The following is an 18,625-nucleotide window of genomic DNA, read 5'->3' as shown; positions in this document are numbered from 1 at the left end:
TAATTGCCTTTTTTTATGATTCGAATTTAATATTAATCTTCTTCTTCTATTTGTACAGCTTTACTATACACACGCCATTTTTCAATACACGACGTAATTTCTTCAGGAATTTCACTTGTAAAACGTAAAAATTCCCCAGTTGTAGGATGTACAAAACCAAGTGTTCTTGCGTGAAGCGCTTGTCTTGGTAATGTTTTAAAACAATTATCTATAAATTGTTTGTATTTGGTAAACGTAGTTCCTTTTAAAATTTTATCACCACCATAACGTTCATCATTAAAAAGTGTATGTCCAATATATTTCATATGTACACGAATTTGATGTGTTCTTCCTGTTTCTAATTGACAAGAAACGACAGTAACATAACCAAAACGCTCTATAACTTTAAAATGAGTAATTGCTGGTTTTCCTTGCTCACCTTCAGGATAAACGTGCATTTGCATTCTATTTATGGGATGACGGTCTATGTTTCCTTCAATAGTTCCTTCGTCTTCTTCAATATTTCCCCAAACTATCGCATAATATTCACGCTCTGAAGTTTTTGCAGCAAATTGTTTGGTTAAAAGCAACATAGCTTCTTCTGTTTTGGCAACTACCAAAAGTCCTGAAGTATCTTTATCAATTCGATGAACCAATCCAGGTCTTTCGCTACTATTCATTGGTAAATTATCAAAATGATACGCCAACGCATTAACTAAAGTTCCCGAATAATTTCCGTGTCCCGGATGTACGACCATTCCTGCAGATTTGTTTACTACAATAACTTGGTCATCTTCGTAAACAATATCAATTGGAATGTTTTCACCTTTTAATAAGTGTTCATAAGGTGGGTGTTCAAGCATTACTCGAACAACATCATCTGGTTTTACTTTGTAATTGGATTTTACAGCACAATCGTTTACAAAAATAGTTCCCGCATCAGCTGCTTTCTGTATTTTACTTCTTGTAGTATTTTCAATACTGTTTATCAAAAATTTATCTATACGTAAAGGTTGTTGCCCTTTCGCTATTTCAAACCGATGATGTTCATATAAATCTTCATCAGCCGTTTCATTCTCATCTATAAATTCTTGCATTATTCTATACTATCGTTAATTTGTTCATTATTTGGGATTGAATCTAAATCTTCATCTTTAAACATATCTTTCCCGTCTCCTAAGACAAAATCGATTTTAGAATTTTTCATTAGTTTATCACCCGCTTTTACAGGTCTTCCATTATATGAAACTTCAAGAACAATATCTTTTGCTAAATCTGGAACATATTTTAATTCGCCTTCTACCAATCCTAATGCTCTTAACGCATTTGTAGCTTGACGAAATGTTTTGTTTTTTAAATCTGGAAAAGTAACCATTGCATAACCGCCAGCATTTAGCTTTACGTAAATTTTACGGCCGTCTTTTACTTTTGAACCCGCAATTGGATCTTGTTCTACGATAGTATAAGGAGGAAATTCTGGTTTAAATTCAACCGTATCTAATAAAAAAACTTCTAAACCATCCTCATCCAATTTTTCTTCGGCAATTTCTAATTTCATTTTAGATAAATCTGGAACCTTTATTTCTTCGCCGTGATTGGTACTGAAATCTAAAAACTTCACAAAAACTACTAAAAATAGGATGACAATCACTAATGCAAAAAATAAATTTTTGAAAAATGTGGAACTGGTTAAAAACTTTCTTAAACTCATTGAAATATATTTTCGCAAATATAAGAAAAGTAAAACATTTTATGATATTTTTGTATAAAACAGAAACAATTATTTTTTTATGAAGATAGCAGTTGTAATGGGCGGATATTCAGACGAATCTGTAATTTCTTTAAGAAGCGGACAACTTATTTTAAACCATTTAAATAAAGATATACACGAAGTTTACGAAGTTCATATTCTAAATGAAGGTTGGTATGTAAAAATGGGCGACCAAAAATCACCTATAAATAGAGCCGATTTTTCATTTGAAAATAATGGAAATACTATAAATTTCGATGTAGCTATAAACACCATTCACGGTACACCTGGTGAAGACGGACATTTGCAATCGTATTGGGAATTGATTGATTTACCTTACACGGGTTGCGGATTTTACCAAAGTGCACTTACTTTTAGCAAACGCGATACATTATCCGTTTTAGGGAAATTTGATATTCCAAAAGCAAATTCAGTTTATGTTACTAAAGGACAAGAAATTGATGGTGAAAAAATTGCTAAAACATTAGGATTTCCATTTTTTGTAAAACCCAATCAATCTGGAAGTAGTTTAGGGGTTTCAATGGTAAAAGAACTGTCAGAATTAGACAAAGCATTAGCATTTGCCTTTGCAGAAGACAAAGATATTTTAATTGAATCACAACTAAAAGGCGTTGAAATTTCGGTTGGCGTAATGAAATTAAACGGAAATACACGAGTTTTAGGGATTACAGAAATCGTTTCAGGAAATGATTTTTTCGATTACGAAGCCAAATATTTAGGAAAATCAGAAGAAATTACCCCTGCCCGATTGTCGTCAGAAGTTTCAGAATTAGTAGAACAATCTGCAGCAAAAATATACGAAGCACTTGGAATGCAGGGTTTTTCTCGCATCGATTTTATTGTGATGAATGACATTCCGCATTTTATCGAAATCAACACCAATCCAGGATTGAGTCCACAAAGTATATTTCCACAGCAAGCCGCTTACGCTAATTTAAATTTTTCAAATTTATTAGAAAACGAAATTAAATTGGCTTTGGAAAGAAAACCAATTTGGAAGAAATAAACCAATTAGTATTCTAACAGAATCAAATATTTAAAAATATTAATTATGAAAAAAGCAATATTCCCAGGTTCGTTTGACCCAATTACAAACGGACATTACGATATAATTAAGCGTGGTATTTCTTTATTTGATGAAGTTATTGTTGCGATTGGTATAAACGCAGACAAAAAGTATATGTTTTCTTTAGAAGACAGAAAACGTTTTATAGAAGCCGCTTTTAAAGACGAACCAAAAGTAAAAGTGATTACCTATACTGGCTTAACTATCGATTTATGCAAAGAAGAAAAAGCAGAATTTATATTACGCGGTTTACGTAATCCAGCTGATTTTGAATTCGAAAAAGCGATTGCACATACCAACAGAAGATTGTCTAAAATTGAAACTGTGTTTTTATTAACCGCTGCAAAAACATCATATATATCGTCAAGTATTGTGCGTGACGTGATAAGAAATGGCGGCAATGCTTCGGCTTTTGTTCCCGATTCGGTTATTGGTAAAATATAAAGCTTAAAAAAACCTTCAAGTTTCTTTTCTTGAAGGTTTTTAATTTTTTAAAGATTTTCTAATGCGTTTTTAACAACGTCTCGAGCAACTTCAATTTTATATTTTTTGCCTTTCATTTTTTCATCCTTAATATTTTGAAGTAATGGCACTACTTTGGCATATTTTACTGCTGCAAAGGATACAAAATCTTTGACTTCAATTAAACCTAAATCGCCTTTTTCTAACTTTCCTTTTTGAGAAAAGAAGCCCAAAATATCTACTTTATTTAATTTATTTTTCTTTCCACCACTAATATAAATGGTTTTAAATTCTGGTGGTTTCGGAATTACGCTATAATTAGAAACATCAATTTTCTTCATATCATAATCAATGTAATCCACTTTTTTCTCACTTTCGTGTATGATAATGTAAGCGGTTCCAGAAGCCATCATACGTGCAGTACGACCATTTCTGTGTGTAAATTCATCCACTTTTGAAGGCAAATGATAATGAATTACGTTTTTCATTTCTGGAATATCCAATCCACGAGCCCCTAAATCGGTTGTAATTAAATATGAAATACTTCCATTTCGAAACTGAATTAAAGCACGTTCGCGTTCTTCTTGTTCTAATCCACCGTGATAAAATACAGAGAAAATGCCTTTGTCATTTAAATAATCACTAATTCGTTCTACCGCTTCTCTGTGATTACAAAAGATAATTGCATTCTGAGATTTCAAAGAACAGATTAAATGAAATAAAGAATTAACCTTATCTTTCTCTTTAGAAATCACCAATTTAAAATCTAAATTAGTTTCTGTTTTTTTCTTATCAATATAATTTAAAACATTCGGATTTTCAATTCTGGTATATTTTGGAACTTCTACTCCATCTGTTGCCGAAACTAAAATTCGCTTTTCTAAATGCGTTAATTTCCCAATGATGAATCGCATTTCTTCGTGAAATCCTAATTGTAAAGATTTGTCAAATTCATCTAAAACTAACGTTTTAATATATTTTGGGTCAAACGTTTCTCGTTCTAAATGATCTGCTAATCTTCCAGGAGTACCAATTAAAACTGCTGGCGGATTGCTTAAATTTTTAATTTCTGTTTCAATAGAATGGCCGCCATAACAAATATTGACTTTAAAAGTTGTTGCCATTTTTTTCCAAACTTGTTCAATTTGCAAACCCAATTCCCGTGACGGCACAATAATCATACATTGTACTTTATTGTTGTCTTCTTCTAAAAGTTGAAAAATAGGCAATAAAAAAGCCAATGTTTTTCCTGAACCTGTTGGCGAAAGTAGCACTACATCAGAATCAATTAATATAGACGTTTCTGCAGCTACCTGCATTTTATTTAAACTTTCGATACCTAAATTCAAAAGTATATTGTTGGAATGTATATTTTTATTCATACCGCAAAGGTAGTTTTTAATTTACCAATATTCAATTATACGATATACGGAGTATTGATATTGCCATTTATAATTCTTACTTTTGAAATTCAAATATTCAATTATGCGCTATACCTTACTGTTTTTATTTGCTTCTTTATTTGTAAACGCTCAAATAAATTTGTTAACGCCCTTCGAAAAAGGTAACAAAAATCAATCAACCACATACGAAGAATGCATTTCGTTTTACCAATTATTAGACGCCAATTCAGATAAAATTGAAATGCGAACTATGGGGCTAACAGATAGTGGAAAACCTTTGCATATTATTGTTTTTTCTGAAAATAAAAATTTTAATTTTAATCAGAATAAAGCGGTTTTGCTAATCAATAATGGAATTCACCCTGGCGAACCGGACGGAATTGATGCGACTATGATGTTGATGCGAGATATTGCCAATGCAAAAATAAAAGTTCCAAAAAACACGATGGTTGTTGCTATTCCAGTGTATAATATTGATGGAATGTTAAATAGAAATTCGTTTTCAAGAGCCAACCAGAATGGTCCTGAAGCCTATGGATTTAGAGGAAATGGTAGAAATTACGATTTAAATAGAGATTTTATTAAATCGGATACTCGAAATTCAAGAAGTTTTCAAGAATTATTTCATACAGTTAATCCTGATGTTTTTTTAGACAATCACGTGTCAAATGGCGCCGATTATCAATATACATTTACTTGCATTGCCACACAACACGAACGTTTAGGTCAGAAATTGGGTAATTTTTTCAAAAATGAAATGTATCCAGAAATGGTAAACGATATGCGTAATAAGAAAATTGACGTGATTCCGTATGTCAACATTCACGGTGCAAAACCTGATTTAGGTTACGAACAATTTACCGATACACCACGTTATGCTACTGGTTACACTACGTTATTTAACACGTTAGGATTTGTGCCTGAAACACATATGTTAAAGCCATATAAAGATAGAGTGAAAACGACTTATGAATTTATGGTTACGGCAATTAATTATACCGATGCGAACTGGGAAAAAATCAAACAAGTAAGAAAAGAAAATTTGGAAGATTTTAAAGCAGGAAAGCAATATCTACTACATTGGGAAATTGATTCTACAAAAGTGTCTTATATGGATTTTAAAGGCTACGAAGGCGGCTACAAACCAAGTGAAATCTCTGGAAAAGATAGATTGTTTTATGATAGAAATAAACCTTTTACAAAGAAAATTCCGTTTTATGGAAATTATAAACCAACGAAATTTGTAACAATTCCGAAGTATTATGTGGTACCACAAAGCCAATGGCAAATTATTGAATTATTAAAATTGAATAATATTGAAATGACACCTATTACTCAAAATGAAATTTTTGAAGTAGAAATCTATAAAATTGCCAATTATCAAACAGGAAAAAATGCGTATGAAGGACATTACGGACATTATAATACAACCGTAACAAAAAATATAGAGAAAATGGAATTTAGAGCCGGCGACTATAAAATTTCAACCAATCAATTAGGCGTGAAATATCTATTAGAAACCCTTGAACCAGAAGCCGTGGATTCGTATTTTAATTGGAATTTTTTCGATACGATTTTGCAACAAAAAGAAGGGTATTCCAGTTACGTTTTTGAAGATGCAGCGAAACAAATTTTAGATGAAAACGCAACTTTAAAACAAGAATTCGAAACAAAAAAACAAACCGACAAAGCTTTCGCAAAAAATGGCAACGAGCAATTATACTGGGTATACAAACATTCAAAATACTTTGAAAAAGAGTTTATGCGTTATCCTGTTTATAGGGTTTTGGAATAGAATATAAAAAATAGAGTAAAGAATATTGATTTTATTAAATATGTTATTTTACTATTTTATCAATAGATAATTTGTCTACTTTCAAAAGTTCAAGAATTAATTTTGCTTTGTCTTTGTTGTTCTTCAGGGCTAAATCAAATTCATCCATTAGACCTGAATGATAAAGTCGCTCATTGACAGTCATACCTTCAATTCCTTCTACTTTTGAAATTGCATTTTCAATTTCTTTATTTGTTATTTTTCTAAAAAAACTATACCACTTTCTCACTTTCAAACAACAATTTAATATTTTCATAAGAATTCCCTAAAGTGGCTTCTATATCTGAAGGTTTAATCCAAACTGCTTTTGAAATGCCTTCTTTTTCTTGCGGACAAGTTGCTCCTGTGAAATTGGTTTGCATTTTAAACCAATATGTAATTTTCAATTTAAAAATGCCGTTACGTTTAAATACGTGATAGGTTTTTTGGAGTTTTTCTGTAATTTTTAATCCTGAAACACCGGTTTCCTCCTCTACTTCACGCATTGCGGCATTCTCCATCGTTTCGTCTTTTTCAACGCCTCCTTTTGGTAAATCCCATTTACCGTTTCTAAAAATAAACAACACATCGCCATCAGCGTTAAAAACTAAACCACCACCCGCTTTAGCCACAGGGATTTTAGATTTCAAAGTCTTCATAATTAACTTTTCATCTGAGTGATATAAGTAGGCACTTTGTATTTTATTCAAAAATAATTCTGAGATTACTTTTGGAATATTTACTGTTTCTAACAGATAAATTTTGAAATTTGTTTCCTTTTCAAATTTATTTGTTAAAAAAAGTGGTTTCTCGTTTACAAAAACTTTATACATTTGCAATATGATATTTAATAACAACACAGCACAACAAACAGCCGAATTGCTTTTACAAATAAACGCAATTAAATTAGAAACAAAAAATCATTTTACTTGGGCTTCTGGCTGGAAAAGTCCAATTTATTGTGATAACCGCGTAATTCTTTCATTTCCAGCGGTTAGAAATTATATTAAAGATGAATTTGTAAAGCAAATTGAAGCCAAATTTGGTCGTCCAGATGTCATTGCAGGTGTAGCAACTGGTGCAATTGGTATCGGAATTCTGGTAGCAGAAGCTATGGGATTGCCTTTTGTATATGTTCGTCCAGAAGCAAAAAAGCACGGAAGACAAAATCAGGTAGAAGGTTTTTTACAAAAAGGTCAATCTGTAATTGTAGTTGAAGATTTAATTTCAACGGGTGGAAGTAGTTTAATGGCAGTTGAAGCATTGCGTAATGAAGGCACTAATGTAAAAGGAATGGCCGCTATTTTCACTTATGGATTTCCTATTTCTGAAGAAAAAATTGCTGCAGCAAAATTAGACGTATATACATTAAGTAATTACGAAAACTTAATTGAAAAAGCCGTTGAGAAAAAATATGTTTCGGAAGAAGAATTAGAAACACTAAAATCTTGGAATAGTAATCCGAGTGAATGGGGGAAATAGATTTTTAGAATTTTAGATTTTTAGACAAATTAGAAAATTAGACATAAAAAAACGTCCCGATAATTCGAGACGTTTTTTGTTTTATATGATATTAAACCAACTGAATGCCTTCGTTATTGATATCAATCAATTTTTGTTTGTATAAACTTCCGATAGCTTTTTTAAATGTTTTTTTACTCATTTTTAAAACCGATTTAATTTCTTCTGGATGACTGTTGTCATTCAATCGTAAAACGCCATCATTTTGTTTTAATGCTTCTAACACTTGTTGAGAAGAATCGTCTATGGCTTCAAATCCTTGTTTTTGGAAGGAAACGTCTATTTTTCCATCAGGGCGAATGGCTTTAATGTAACCCTTGGTTTTATATCCTGGAGAAACGGTTTCAAAAACTTCATTTTGATACGCCAATCCTCTAAATTTTCCGTTAATAATTACATTAATTCCAATTTCTGTAATATGGGAAACCATTAAATCGACTTCTTGTCCCACTTCAACATCTAAAGGTTCTTTATCTAAAAACTGATTGATTTTACTTGATGCCGCTAACCTACCCGTTTGTTTGTCTAAATACAATGTTACTATGTAACGTTTGTCTTTTTCCATTGGGCGGGCTTGTTCTTTAAAAGGAGCAAACAAATCTTTTTCCATTCCCCAATTTAAAAAGGCACCAAATGAATTAATGTAACTTACTTTCAAAACAGCAAAAGAATTTAAGGAAATAAATGGCTTTAAAGTTGTAGCTACAGGACGTTCTTCGTGATCTAAATATACGAAAACCGTTAAATCATCGCCAATTGTAAAATCATTTGGAACATATTTATTTGGTAATAAAACATCGTCTTTTCCATTGGTAAGAAACAAACCTACTTTTGTTTCTCTATCTATTTTTAATGTGTGGTACACACCTATTTGTAACATATTATGGTTTTATTATTAAAAGCGATGGTGTATTGTTTAACCAAACACTTCTGGTATCAATTAGTTTTTTCCAACTATCAATACTCATAATTAATAAATCTTGTTCTTTTAAGAAATCTTTTTCTAATTTCGATGAATGAATTACTTTCACATTTTCGTGAGTAATTTTATTCTTCTCATTTACAATATCATACGTATCAAAAATTGAAATCTTAGCTTGTGAATTCTTCTTCAATAATTTTACGTAATCTAATAAAAATTGATCTTCATTATTAAATAAAATTACAGAAATATTTTCAGTTTTGGCAAGTTCTTTATCTACAAAAATTCCTAATGGCACTTCTGTTTTATTGATAATGGCTTGGGTTTTGTCATCAAAATAATTGACTTCAAACAATTTTTCTTTACCTGTAAACGTATTTAATAAATTTTCAGGATTTATAATTTTGGATGTAATACCTAAAACTTTTCCTAATAAAGTACCTTCAAAAATAGACGAACCAATATTAATCAACACTAAATTAAATTCACCTTTATTACTCACTTCTACAATATCCGAATCGATGTCACGCGACGCTTTAAAAAGTGTTTCAATATTTCGATTTAACTTAGTGGCTTCTTTTAAAATGGGTTTAAAACTTTCGCGTTCATATTCTTCTATTTTATACGGATTTACCTCATTTGTGGAAGAAATATACATTGCCGTAATGGATTGCTTTTCTTTTTCTAAACTAATGAAATTATTTGCAACTTTTAACAACGGTTTTCCATCTTCTGGATTTTCAAAAGAAACCAACACTTTATATTCTATATTATCTGATGTATTTGGAAGAATTGCTTTTCGTTTTTTAAATATAAAATCAATTAAATTTAGCGCTGGGCCCGTCATAAAAGTTGTTGAAAGTGCCATAATAACCATCATAGCAAATATTTTTGGTGACAAAACACCTAATTCTAATCCAATATTTAAAACAATAAGTTCCATTAAACCGCGGGTATTCATTAAGGCACCTAAAGTTAAACTGTCTTTCCAATTTTGTCCAACATATTTAGCTGTTAAGGCACTACTAATAAATTTTGCTCCAACGGCAACTAATACTATTATCCCTGTTGTTTTCCATAAATACTCCGTATTTAATAAACCTATTTTTGTATTTAACCCTGTTACTACAAAAAATAAAGGCAATAATACTACAAGAGAAACATCTTCAACTTTCTCAATAAAAATGTTTCTAAACTTCATGTTATCAGGCATAATAACACCCGCAACAAAGGCACCAACTAAAGCGTGAATACCAATAATTTCGGTTAAATAAGAAGAAATTAATAACGTAACGAAGAAAATGGCAACTACTGGTTTTGTGATTTTTTCTGCAGAACTATACAAATTACCAATATGTCTTAAAAAAGGTCTCACTAATACCAACATTAAAAGTATGTAAGCTATCGCCATACCAATAATAAACAATGAACTTGCAACAGAACCTGCTTTTACAATAGCAATAACACCAGCTAATAAACACCAAGCTGTAATGTCGTCTATTGCGGCACATGTTATTACTAAAGCACCGATTTTTGTTTTCTGCAACCCTCTTTCTTGAACAATCCTGGCCAAAACCGGAAAAGCAGCAATACTCATTGCTACACCTAAAAACAAACCGAATGACATGAATGGAACACCTTCTGGTGCAAATTCTTTATAAAGCATTGTGGCCAAAACCAAACCTAATGCATAGGAAACAATAATACTGGTGTGGCTTATTATAAATGCTTCTTTTACTTTGGTTCGCAACACTTTTAAATCCAATTCCATTCCTACAACAAACATAAAAAAGATCAAGCCAATTTGACTTAAAAACTTTAAATTTACAATTGATTCTTGTGGAAATAATATTGGAAATAAATCTGGAAAATAGGCTCCAAATAAGGATGGTCCCAAGGCAATACCTGCCAACATTTCGCCTATTACTGTAGGTTGCCCTATTTTACGACATACCCAACCAAAAAATCGAGCAACAAATATAATAGTAACAATTTGAGCTAATAAGATTGCTAATGGATGAAAAACATTGTGTAATATAGAAGTAATAAATTCATTTACATAATCATGTTTCTCAATGATTTTATTGGAAACTTTACCAACTTCTAATGTCTTTCCTCGTAATAAAATAGAGTATATTAGTCCAGAAAAAACAACCAGAATGGTAACATAAAAAAATGAATTTTTAAATTTCTTCATTTATTGGGTTATTGTTGATTTTCAATAGGACCTTCCCATTGCGAAATTCCGCCTGCAAGATTGTAAACATTTTCAAAACCTAATTGTTTCATAATACCACAAGCTTGTGCGCTTCTGCCTCCAGCTAAGCAATATACAAAATATGTTTTATCTTTATCTAATTCTTCCACTTGGTAAATAAAACCTTGTCCTTTATAAATATCAATATTAATAGCTTCAGGAATAATTCCATTCGCCACTTCTTCTTCTGTTCTTACGTCTAAAATAACGGCATTTTCAGTGGTTAAAAAACCTTCCCACCATGCTTTTTGATCTAAATTCATGTACGATTAATTTTCTTCAAATTTACAACAAGAATTTAGATATAAAAATTTATTTTCAATCACAAACTACTAAATTTTGCATTTTACATTTATTCTTAAAATTTAACATAAAATTAATAACGTTTGTATATACAAATAAAATAATTATATTACATTTGTATCTACAAATAAGATTTCAAATGAAAATTGAAGAAGAAATAAAAAGTACGGTAGAATTATCTTTAGCAAAAAAGGTAATTCTGAATTTATCTTTTTCGAGAAGTATTGTTGCTGATCGATTTTTGGAAATTTTAAAACCTTTTGATTTGTCGAGCGAGCAATATAATGTGTTACGAATTTTGAGAGGTCAGAAAGGAAAACCAGCTAACATGTCGGTAATTCAAGAACGTATGATTTCTAAAAATAGCAATACTACACGTTTGGTTGATAAATTAATTGTAAAAGAATTCGTAATTCGAAAAATTTGTCCGTCAAACAAAAGAAAAATGGAAATAACAATTACAGAAAAAGGACTTCTTATATTAGAAAAATTAGACCCAATTGTAATTGAACATGAAAATAATTTAGCAAGCAATTTAACAACAGAAGAGTTAACCCAATTAAATAATTTATTAGAAAAATACAGAAATTAATTATGAGCACATTTATTGAAAATCAGAATTGGCGTTACGCTACCAAAAAATTTAATAGCGATAAAAAAATCTCTAATTCCGATTTAGAAATTTTAAAAGAAGCTATTCAATTATCTTCTTCTTCGTATGGTTTACAACCGTATAAAGTTTTAATTATCGAAAACGAAGAAATTAGAAAACAATTACAACCAGCTTCTTGGGGACAAAGTCAAATTACAGAAGCTTCTCACCTATTTGTATTTGCAAGTGTAACCAATGTAGATGCAGAATACATCACGCGTTATGCTGAGAATATGGCAAAAACAAGAAATATTCCGTTTGATAGTGTAAAAGGTTATGCTGAATTTATGATTGGAAACATTGCAAGTTTAACTCCAGAAAAACAAATTATTTGGGCTCAAAAACAAGCGTATTTAGCATTAGGCAATTTATTAAACGCTGCTGCTGAATTAAAAATTGATGTTACGCCAATGGAAGGATTTCTACCAGAACAATATAATGAAATTTTAGGCCTTAAAGAAAAAGGATTACACGCTACATTAGTAGCAACAATTGGTTACAGACATGATGAAGATGAAACACAACATTATGCAAAAGTAAGAAAACCAATTACAGAATTATTTGAAACAATTTAATAACTAAATATTTAACAAACATGAGAAATTTAAAAACAATTGCAATTGCATTAGTAACTTTGGTATCATTTACAGTTAATGCACAACAAACAAAAAAAATCGATGCAGCAAAAAGCGGAATCGTTTGGACAGGTAAAAAAGTAACAGGTTCGCACACAGGAACTATCGGTTTACAAAGTGGTGCTTTAGTATTTGATGGAAAAGTATTAAAAGGTGGAACGTTTACAGTTGACATGACAACAATTAACACTACTGATTTAAAACCAGGTCAAGGTAAAGAAAGTTTAGACGGACATTTAAAAGCGGAAGACTTTTTTGGTGTTGAAAAACATAAAACGGCTAACTTAGTTTTCAAAACAATTAGTGGAAAAGGTAACGGTTTATATACTGTAACTGCTGATTTAACTATCAAAGGAATTACAAAACCAATTACTTTTGATATTACAGTTAAAGGAAATACTGCTACAACTACATTAAAAGTAGACAGAACTAAATATGATATCAAATACGGTTCAGGTTCATTTTTTACTGACTTAGGAGACAAAACTATTAGTGACGAATTTGAATTAAAAGTAAACTTAGTTTGGTAAGAATCAAACTATAAATGCACAAAATAGCCAGAATAATTACTATTCTGGCTTTTTCATTTTAACTATGTTTTATTATTTAGAAAGCGGTCCTGCCGATTTTTTTTCTAAAATACTCTTTTCTTCTTTTACTAAAACCGTTCCTTTAATTCGTAAAGCAACCATTCCGTTTTCTTTGTTCACCGCATTAGTATCAACTGTAATTGTTTTACTAATAGGCCCTGGATTCATATTGTATTGTACTTCAATAACACCTGTTTTTCCTGGAGCAATTGGTTCAGTTGGTTTAGTAGGAACCGTACATCCACAGCTGCTTTTCGCATCTTTAATAATCAATGGCATATCGCCTGTATTGGTAAATTCAAAAGTTCGTTTTCCTGAATCTACGCCTTTGTATACCTCGCCATAATTAATGGTTTCTTCTTTAAATTCAATTTTTGCACCACTTTGTGCATAAGCTGATAAACTGGTTACCATTAAACCTAAAATAAATACTAATTTCTTCATTTTTATATTAATTTGAGAATTGTAAAAATATGTTATTTAAACTAACTAACAAAAAGTAAATACATTTTTTTTATTCTGTTTTATATAATTACTTTTGCAGATACATTTCAAAAAGTATACCAAAAGACGCAATTATTTACAATTAACAAAATATAAATGATACCAGCCCAATTTGACGCCAAATCCGTAGAACAAAAATGGTACGACTACTGGATGAAAAACAACTATTTTCATTCTACTCCAGACCATCGTACACCTTATACTATTGTAATTCCTCCACCAAATGTAACTGGAGTATTACATATGGGACATATGTTGAATAATACCATTCAAGATGTATTAATTCGTCGTGCGCGATTAAAAGGTTTCAACGCGTGTTGGGTGCCTGGTACAGACCACGCCTCTATAGCTACCGAAGCAAAAGTAGTTGCGAAATTAAAATCGGAAGGCATTAATAAAGCAGATTTAACTCGTGAAGAATTCCTAAAACACGCATACGATTGGACAGATAAATACGGTGGTACTATTTTAGAACAATTAAAACAATTAGGATGTTCTTGTGATTGGGACCGAACTAAATTTACTATGGATCCAGATATGTCTGCTTCTGTAATTCGTTCATTTGTAGACTTATACAACAAAGGACTTATTTACAGAGGGTATCGAATGGTAAACTGGGACCCGGAAGCGAAAACAACGTTGTCTGACGAAGAAGTAATTTTTGAAGAACGTCAAGGAAAATTATATTATATCAAATATCAAATTCTTGACGAAGAAAATACCCAAAACCCAACACCCAATTCCCAATTTCTGGTAGTTGCTACTACTCGACCTGAAACTATTTTCGGAGATACTGCCATTTGTATCAATCCAAATGATGAAAGACATTTCAATTTAAAAGGAAAAAAAGTTATTGTACCAATTTCTGGAAAAGTGATTCCAATTATTGAAGATGAATATGTGGATTTAGAATTCGGTACAGGATGTTTAAAAGTAACACCAGCACACGATGTAAACGATAAAACTTTAGGTGACAAACACCACTTAGAAATCATAGATATTTTTAATGAAGATGCCACTTTAAACTCGTTCGGATTGCATTATGAAGGAAAAGACAGGTTTGTAGTTCGTACAGAAATTGAAGCAGAATTAACTTCAATTAATGCTTTAGATAAAGTAGAGCAATACACTAACAATGTAGGAACTTCTGAAAGAACAAAATGCGTTATAGAACCTCGTTTATCTGATCAATGGTTTCTTAAAATGGAAGATTTAGTAAAACCTGCTATTCACGCGGTTTTAGAATCTGACGAAATAAAATTATATCCTAATCGTTTTAATAATACCTACGCACATTGGTTAAATAATATTCGCGATTGGAATATTTCTCGTCAATTGTGGTGGGGACAACAAATTCCTGCCTATTTCTACGGAGATGGAAAAGAAGATTTCGTTGTAGCGGAAAACATTGAAGATGCAGTAAAATTAGCTCAAGAAAGAACTTCTAATTCAAATCTTAAAGCTTCTGATTTACGCCAAGATGCTGATGCACTTGATACTTGGTTCTCCTCTTGGTTATGGCCAATGGCTGTTTTCGGTGGAATTATGGATCCAGAAAATGAAAATTTCAAATACTATTACCCAACTAACGATTTAGTTACAGGTCCAGATATTTTATTTTTCTGGGTTGCGCGTATGATTATTGCAGGTTACGAATACGCCGATGCAAAACCATTTAAAAATGTATATTTAACAGGATTAGTTCGTGATAGCCAAGGACGAAAAATGTCGAAATCATTAGGGAATTCTCCTGAACCACTTGGTTTAATTGAAAAATTTGGAGCCGATGGCGTTCGTGTAGGATTATTATTAAGTGCGTCTGCAGGAAATGATATTTTATTTGATGAAGAATTATGTAATCAAGGAAAAGCGTTTACCAATAAAATTTGGAATGCATTTAAATTGATTAAAGGTTGGGAAGTTTCTGAAACGATTCCACAACCAGAATCTTCAAAAGTAGCAATCGAATGGTACGAAGCAAAACTGCAACAAACCTTATTAGAAATTGAAGATAATTTCGAAAAATACAGATTGTCTGAAGCTTTAATGGCAACCTATAAGTTAGTTTGGGACGATTTCTGTTCTTGGTTCTTAGAAATGATTAAGCCTGCTTATCAACAACCGATTGATAAAGCGACTTTCGATAAAGCCATTGAAATGTTGGAAAATAATTTAAAATTATTACACCCATTTATGCCTTTCTTAACGGAGGAAATTTGGCAACACATTACAGAAAGAACGCCAGAACAAGCGCTAATAGTAGCTGAATATCCGAAAATGACTTCTGTAAATTCAAAATTAATTGCTGATTTTGATTTTGCAACCGATGTTATTTCTGGAATAAGAACCATTAGAAAAGATAAAAATATTCCTTTTAAAGATGTGATTGAATTACGAGTAGTAAATAATGAAAAAGCGTCGAATTATTTCGATTCAATCATTATGAAGTTAGGAAACATTACTGATTTAAAATATGTAACTGATAAAGTAGACGGTGCCTTATCGTACCGAGTAAAATCTAACGAATATTTCATTCCAATTACTGGAAATATTGATGTAGAAGCTGAAATTGCAAAATTAACCGAAGAATTAAATTATACGAAAGGATTCTTAAGATCCGTACAAGGTAAATTATCTAACGAAAAATTTGTTGCAGGCGCTCCAGAACAAGTTATTGCCAACGAACGTAAAAAAGAAGCCGATGCTTTGGCAAAAATTGCAACGATTGAGCAAAGTATTGCTGGTTTGAAGTAATATTTCTTTATAAAATTAAAAGTCGATTTTCTAAAGAAAATCGGCTTTTTTTATTTGTTTAAATATTCTTTTGCAGTTAATACAGCAAGAATAGATTTTTTGAAATCTTTTTTGTTTCGTGTTAAAATCAAATCCAACTCGTTTTCTAAAGCGGTGTGATATTGAATAGCGTCTTCGAAATCTTTAAAATCTGAAACTAACGCTAATTCTAAAATCTTGTCATCCATAGGTAAAACTTCCACTAAAACTTTAAATTTTTTCAGAATCTTTCTTGCCTCATCTAATTTATGATTTCTTGCTAATAAATAATGCGTGTTTGCAATTGTTAAAGAAGATATATAAAGTTTCACTTTATTATGATCCGCTAAAGTAAATAATTCTTGTGCTTCTTTATAAAATTCTTCTCGTTTGGAAAGTAAATCCAAAACGATATTTGTATCAACTAATATTTTATCCATTAAGAATATTTTTTAGACAAGTAATCAGAATATTCTTTTTTATAATCCGCATTCTCAAGTGATACAACACCGGTTAAACTTTCCACAAGTGGGCTTACTTTAGTTGTCTTTGATTTCTTATTAGTCAATGATAAAAGATAATTTTCAATAAGCTTTGAAAGACTTATACTATTATTTTTAGCATACGATTTAGCCTCTTCAATTACATTATCGTCAATATTTAATGTTAATTTCGTGTTCATACAATTTAATTTACGTGTAAAATTAAAAAATATATACGTAATATAAAATAATTAATTAAGAAAATATTTAATTAAGGTAAAAAAAGCCGATTTTCTTATGAAAATCGGCCTTTTTTATTTGTATTGTTATCAATTTCTAATCATTCATAGAAATTAAAAACTCTTCGTTGTTTTGAGTACGTTTGATACGAGATTCGATAAATTCCATTGCTTCCACTGGATTCATATCCGATAAGTATTTTCGTAAAATCCACATATGTTGTAACGTTGATTTGTCTAATAATAAGTCGTCACGACGCGTGCTTGAAGAAACCAAATCGATAGCTGGGAAAATACGTTTGTTAGATATTTTTCTATCCAATTGTAATTCCATATTACCTGTTCCTTTAAATTCTTCAAAGATAACTTCGTCCATTTTAGAACCGGTTTCTGTTAATGCAGTGGCGATAATACTTAACGAACCACCGTTTTCAATATTACGAGCTGCTCCAAAGAAACGTTTAGGTTTTTGTAATGCATTGGCATCTACTCCTCCACTCAATACCTTTCCAGATGCAGGTTGACACGTATTGTATGCTCTTGCTAAACGTGTTATCGAATCTAATAAAATTACTACATCGTGTCCGCATTCTACCAAACGTTTTGCTTTTTCTAAGACAATGTTTGCCACTTTTACGTGACGGTCTGCAGGTTCATCAAACGTAGAAGCAATAACTTCGGCACGCACACTACGTTGCATATCTGTAACTTCTTCAGGACGTTCATCAATTAGTAAAACAATTAAATATACTTCAGGATGATTCGCCGCAATAGAATTAGCAATATCCTTTAATAACATCGTTTTACCCGTTTTTGGTTGTGCCACAATCATAGCACGTTGTCCTTTACCAATTGGCGAGAACATATCGATAATCCGTGTAGATATAGAGGTGTTTTTTCCTGATAAATTAAATCTTTCTTCAGGGAAAAGTGGTGTTAAATGTTCAAAAGAAACTCGGTCACGAATCACTTGAGGGTCGTGTCCGTTAATTTTTGATACGCGAACCAAAGGAAAAAATTTCTCTCCTTCTTTTGGAGGACGAACCACACCTTTTACAGTATCACCCGTTTTCAATCCAAATAAACGAACTTGAGATTGTGATAAATAAATATCATCCGGAGAGGCCAAATAATTATAATCCGAAGAACGTAAGAAACCATATCCGTCTGGCATCATTTCTAAAACGCCTTCACTTTCAATGATTCCATCAAATTCAAAATCCGATTCTCTAAAGTTTTTATTTCCGTTGTTTT

At 31.3% G+C, this 18,625-nt stretch carries 20 protein-coding genes; 8 read left to right on the top strand and 12 right to left on the bottom strand.

Annotated elements, in window-relative coordinates:
• Positions 1-32 precede the first annotated feature (32 nt).
• Positions 33-1,076 (bottom strand): RluA family pseudouridine synthase, encoded by a 1,044-nt coding sequence (locus KA468_RS05655; RefSeq protein ID WP_291241966.1) that lies wholly within the window; start codon positions 1,074-1,076, stop codon positions 33-35.
• Positions 1,076-1,690: a PASTA domain-containing protein gene (locus KA468_RS05650; RefSeq protein ID WP_291241965.1), complete on the bottom strand. Its 615-nt coding sequence runs from the start codon at positions 1,688-1,690 to the stop codon at positions 1,076-1,078. Before KA468_RS05650 ends, KA468_RS05655 begins: the two co-directional genes overlap by 1 nt.
• Before the next feature lie 79 nt (positions 1,691-1,769).
• On the opposite strand from KA468_RS05650, the gene KA468_RS05645 reads away from it, so the two are divergent.
• Together KA468_RS05645 and coaD are read left to right on the top strand one after the other, a co-directional pair.
• The gene (locus tag KA468_RS05645; protein ID WP_291241964.1) at positions 1,770-2,756 is read left to right on the top strand and encodes a D-alanine--D-alanine ligase; all 987 of its coding nucleotides are present in this window, start codon (positions 1,770-1,772) and stop codon (positions 2,754-2,756) included.
• A gap of 45 nt (positions 2,757-2,801) precedes the next feature.
• Positions 2,802-3,260, top strand: coding sequence for a pantetheine-phosphate adenylyltransferase (coaD, locus tag KA468_RS05640; protein ID WP_291241963.1), 459 nt, complete (start codon positions 2,802-2,804; stop codon positions 3,258-3,260).
• Positions 3,261-3,307: 47 nt separating this feature from the next.
• Here coaD and KA468_RS05635 read toward each other — a convergent pair whose 3' ends face one another.
• Entirely contained in the window at positions 3,308-4,660 is a 1,353-nt protein-coding gene (locus tag KA468_RS05635) for a DEAD/DEAH box helicase (protein ID WP_291241962.1), read from the bottom strand.
• A gap of 103 nt (positions 4,661-4,763) precedes the next feature.
• Here KA468_RS05635 and KA468_RS05630 point away from each other — a divergent pair, with 103 nt between their 5' ends.
• On the top strand, positions 4,764-6,476 hold the full coding sequence (locus KA468_RS05630; RefSeq protein WP_291241961.1) for a M14 family zinc carboxypeptidase: 1,713 nt from the start codon (positions 4,764-4,766) through the stop codon (positions 6,474-6,476).
• Between the two features lie 43 nt (positions 6,477-6,519).
• Here the strand turns inward: KA468_RS05630 and KA468_RS05625 are convergent, their stop codons facing one another.
• Both KA468_RS05625 and KA468_RS05620 read right to left on the bottom strand, forming a co-directional pair.
• The gene (locus KA468_RS05625) at positions 6,520-6,744 is read right to left on the bottom strand and encodes a hypothetical protein (protein ID WP_291241960.1); all 225 of its coding nucleotides are present in this window, start codon (positions 6,742-6,744) and stop codon (positions 6,520-6,522) included.
• Complete coding sequence (locus tag KA468_RS05620; protein ID WP_291241959.1) at positions 6,728-7,327, bottom strand: NUDIX domain-containing protein; 600 nt, start codon at positions 7,325-7,327, stop codon at positions 6,728-6,730. Before KA468_RS05620 ends, KA468_RS05625 begins: the two co-directional genes overlap by 17 nt.
• 7 nt (positions 7,328-7,334) lie before the next feature.
• On the opposite strand from KA468_RS05620, the gene pyrE reads away from it, so the two are divergent.
• Positions 7,335-7,976, top strand: a complete 642-nt coding sequence (gene pyrE, locus KA468_RS05615) for an orotate phosphoribosyltransferase (RefSeq protein ID WP_291241958.1) — start codon at positions 7,335-7,337, stop codon at positions 7,974-7,976.
• Positions 7,977-8,067: 91 nt separating this feature from the next.
• Here the strand turns inward: pyrE and KA468_RS05610 are convergent, their stop codons facing one another.
• The 3 genes from KA468_RS05610 to KA468_RS05600 are packed head-to-tail and all read right to left on the bottom strand — an operon-like array spanning position 8,068 to position 11,457.
• Positions 8,068-8,895 carry a S1-like domain-containing RNA-binding protein gene (locus KA468_RS05610; protein WP_291241957.1) on the bottom strand — a complete coding sequence of 276 codons (828 nt, stop codon included), beginning with the start codon at positions 8,893-8,895 and terminating at the stop codon, positions 8,068-8,070.
• A 1-nt stretch (position 8,896) separates the two neighbouring features.
• Entirely contained in the window at positions 8,897-11,134 is a 2,238-nt protein-coding gene (locus KA468_RS05605; protein WP_291241956.1) for a cation:proton antiporter, read from the bottom strand.
• 8 nt (positions 11,135-11,142) lie between these two features.
• Entirely contained in the window at positions 11,143-11,457 is a 315-nt protein-coding gene (locus KA468_RS05600) for a rhodanese-like domain-containing protein (protein ID WP_291241955.1), read from the bottom strand.
• A gap of 179 nt (positions 11,458-11,636) precedes the next feature.
• Between KA468_RS05600 and KA468_RS05595 the strand changes: the two genes are divergently transcribed.
• Genes KA468_RS05595 through KA468_RS05585 form a run of 3 tightly spaced genes read left to right on the top strand, consistent with a single transcriptional unit; the run spans position 11,637 to position 13,314 of the window.
• A complete protein-coding gene (locus tag KA468_RS05595) occupies positions 11,637-12,089 on the top strand; it encodes a MarR family transcriptional regulator (protein WP_291241954.1) in 453 nt (150 codons plus the stop codon).
• 2 nt (positions 12,090-12,091) lie between these two features.
• The gene (locus KA468_RS05590; RefSeq protein ID WP_291241953.1) at positions 12,092-12,724 is read left to right on the top strand and encodes an NAD(P)H-dependent oxidoreductase; all 633 of its coding nucleotides are present in this window, start codon (positions 12,092-12,094) and stop codon (positions 12,722-12,724) included.
• Between the two features lie 20 nt (positions 12,725-12,744).
• Complete coding sequence (locus tag KA468_RS05585) at positions 12,745-13,314, top strand: YceI family protein (protein WP_291241952.1); 570 nt, start codon at positions 12,745-12,747, stop codon at positions 13,312-13,314.
• A gap of 72 nt (positions 13,315-13,386) precedes the next feature.
• On the opposite strand, the gene KA468_RS05580 is transcribed toward KA468_RS05585, so the two are convergent.
• Positions 13,387-13,818: a DUF1573 domain-containing protein gene (locus tag KA468_RS05580; RefSeq protein WP_291241951.1), complete on the bottom strand. Its 432-nt coding sequence runs from the start codon at positions 13,816-13,818 to the stop codon at positions 13,387-13,389.
• Between the two features lie 156 nt (positions 13,819-13,974).
• On the opposite strand from KA468_RS05580, the gene KA468_RS05575 reads away from it, so the two are divergent.
• Positions 13,975-16,632: a valine--tRNA ligase gene (locus KA468_RS05575; RefSeq protein WP_291241950.1), complete on the top strand. Its 2,658-nt coding sequence runs from the start codon at positions 13,975-13,977 to the stop codon at positions 16,630-16,632.
• 50 nt (positions 16,633-16,682) lie between these two features.
• On the opposite strand, the gene KA468_RS05570 is transcribed toward KA468_RS05575, so the two are convergent.
• The 3 genes from KA468_RS05570 to rho form a co-directional block, all read right to left on the bottom strand.
• Positions 16,683-17,090 carry a PIN domain-containing protein gene (locus KA468_RS05570; protein ID WP_291241949.1) on the bottom strand — a complete coding sequence of 136 codons (408 nt, stop codon included), beginning with the start codon at positions 17,088-17,090 and terminating at the stop codon, positions 16,683-16,685.
• Complete coding sequence (locus KA468_RS05565) at positions 17,090-17,332, bottom strand: DUF6364 family protein (RefSeq protein WP_291241948.1); 243 nt, start codon at positions 17,330-17,332, stop codon at positions 17,090-17,092. Before KA468_RS05565 ends, KA468_RS05570 begins: the two co-directional genes overlap by 1 nt.
• 136 nt (positions 17,333-17,468) lie before the next feature.
• A partial coding sequence (rho, locus tag KA468_RS05560; protein WP_291241947.1) for a transcription termination factor Rho occupies positions 17,469-18,625 on the bottom strand: 1,157 nt, incomplete at its 5' end.

The sequence above is a fragment of the Flavobacterium sp. genome, assembly GCF_017985075.1.
In the GTDB taxonomy this organism is placed as follows: Bacteria; Bacteroidota; Bacteroidia; order Flavobacteriales; family Flavobacteriaceae; genus Flavobacterium.
Note: the sequence above shows the minus strand (reverse complement) of the source record. Positions and strands in the feature narration are given on the sequence as shown.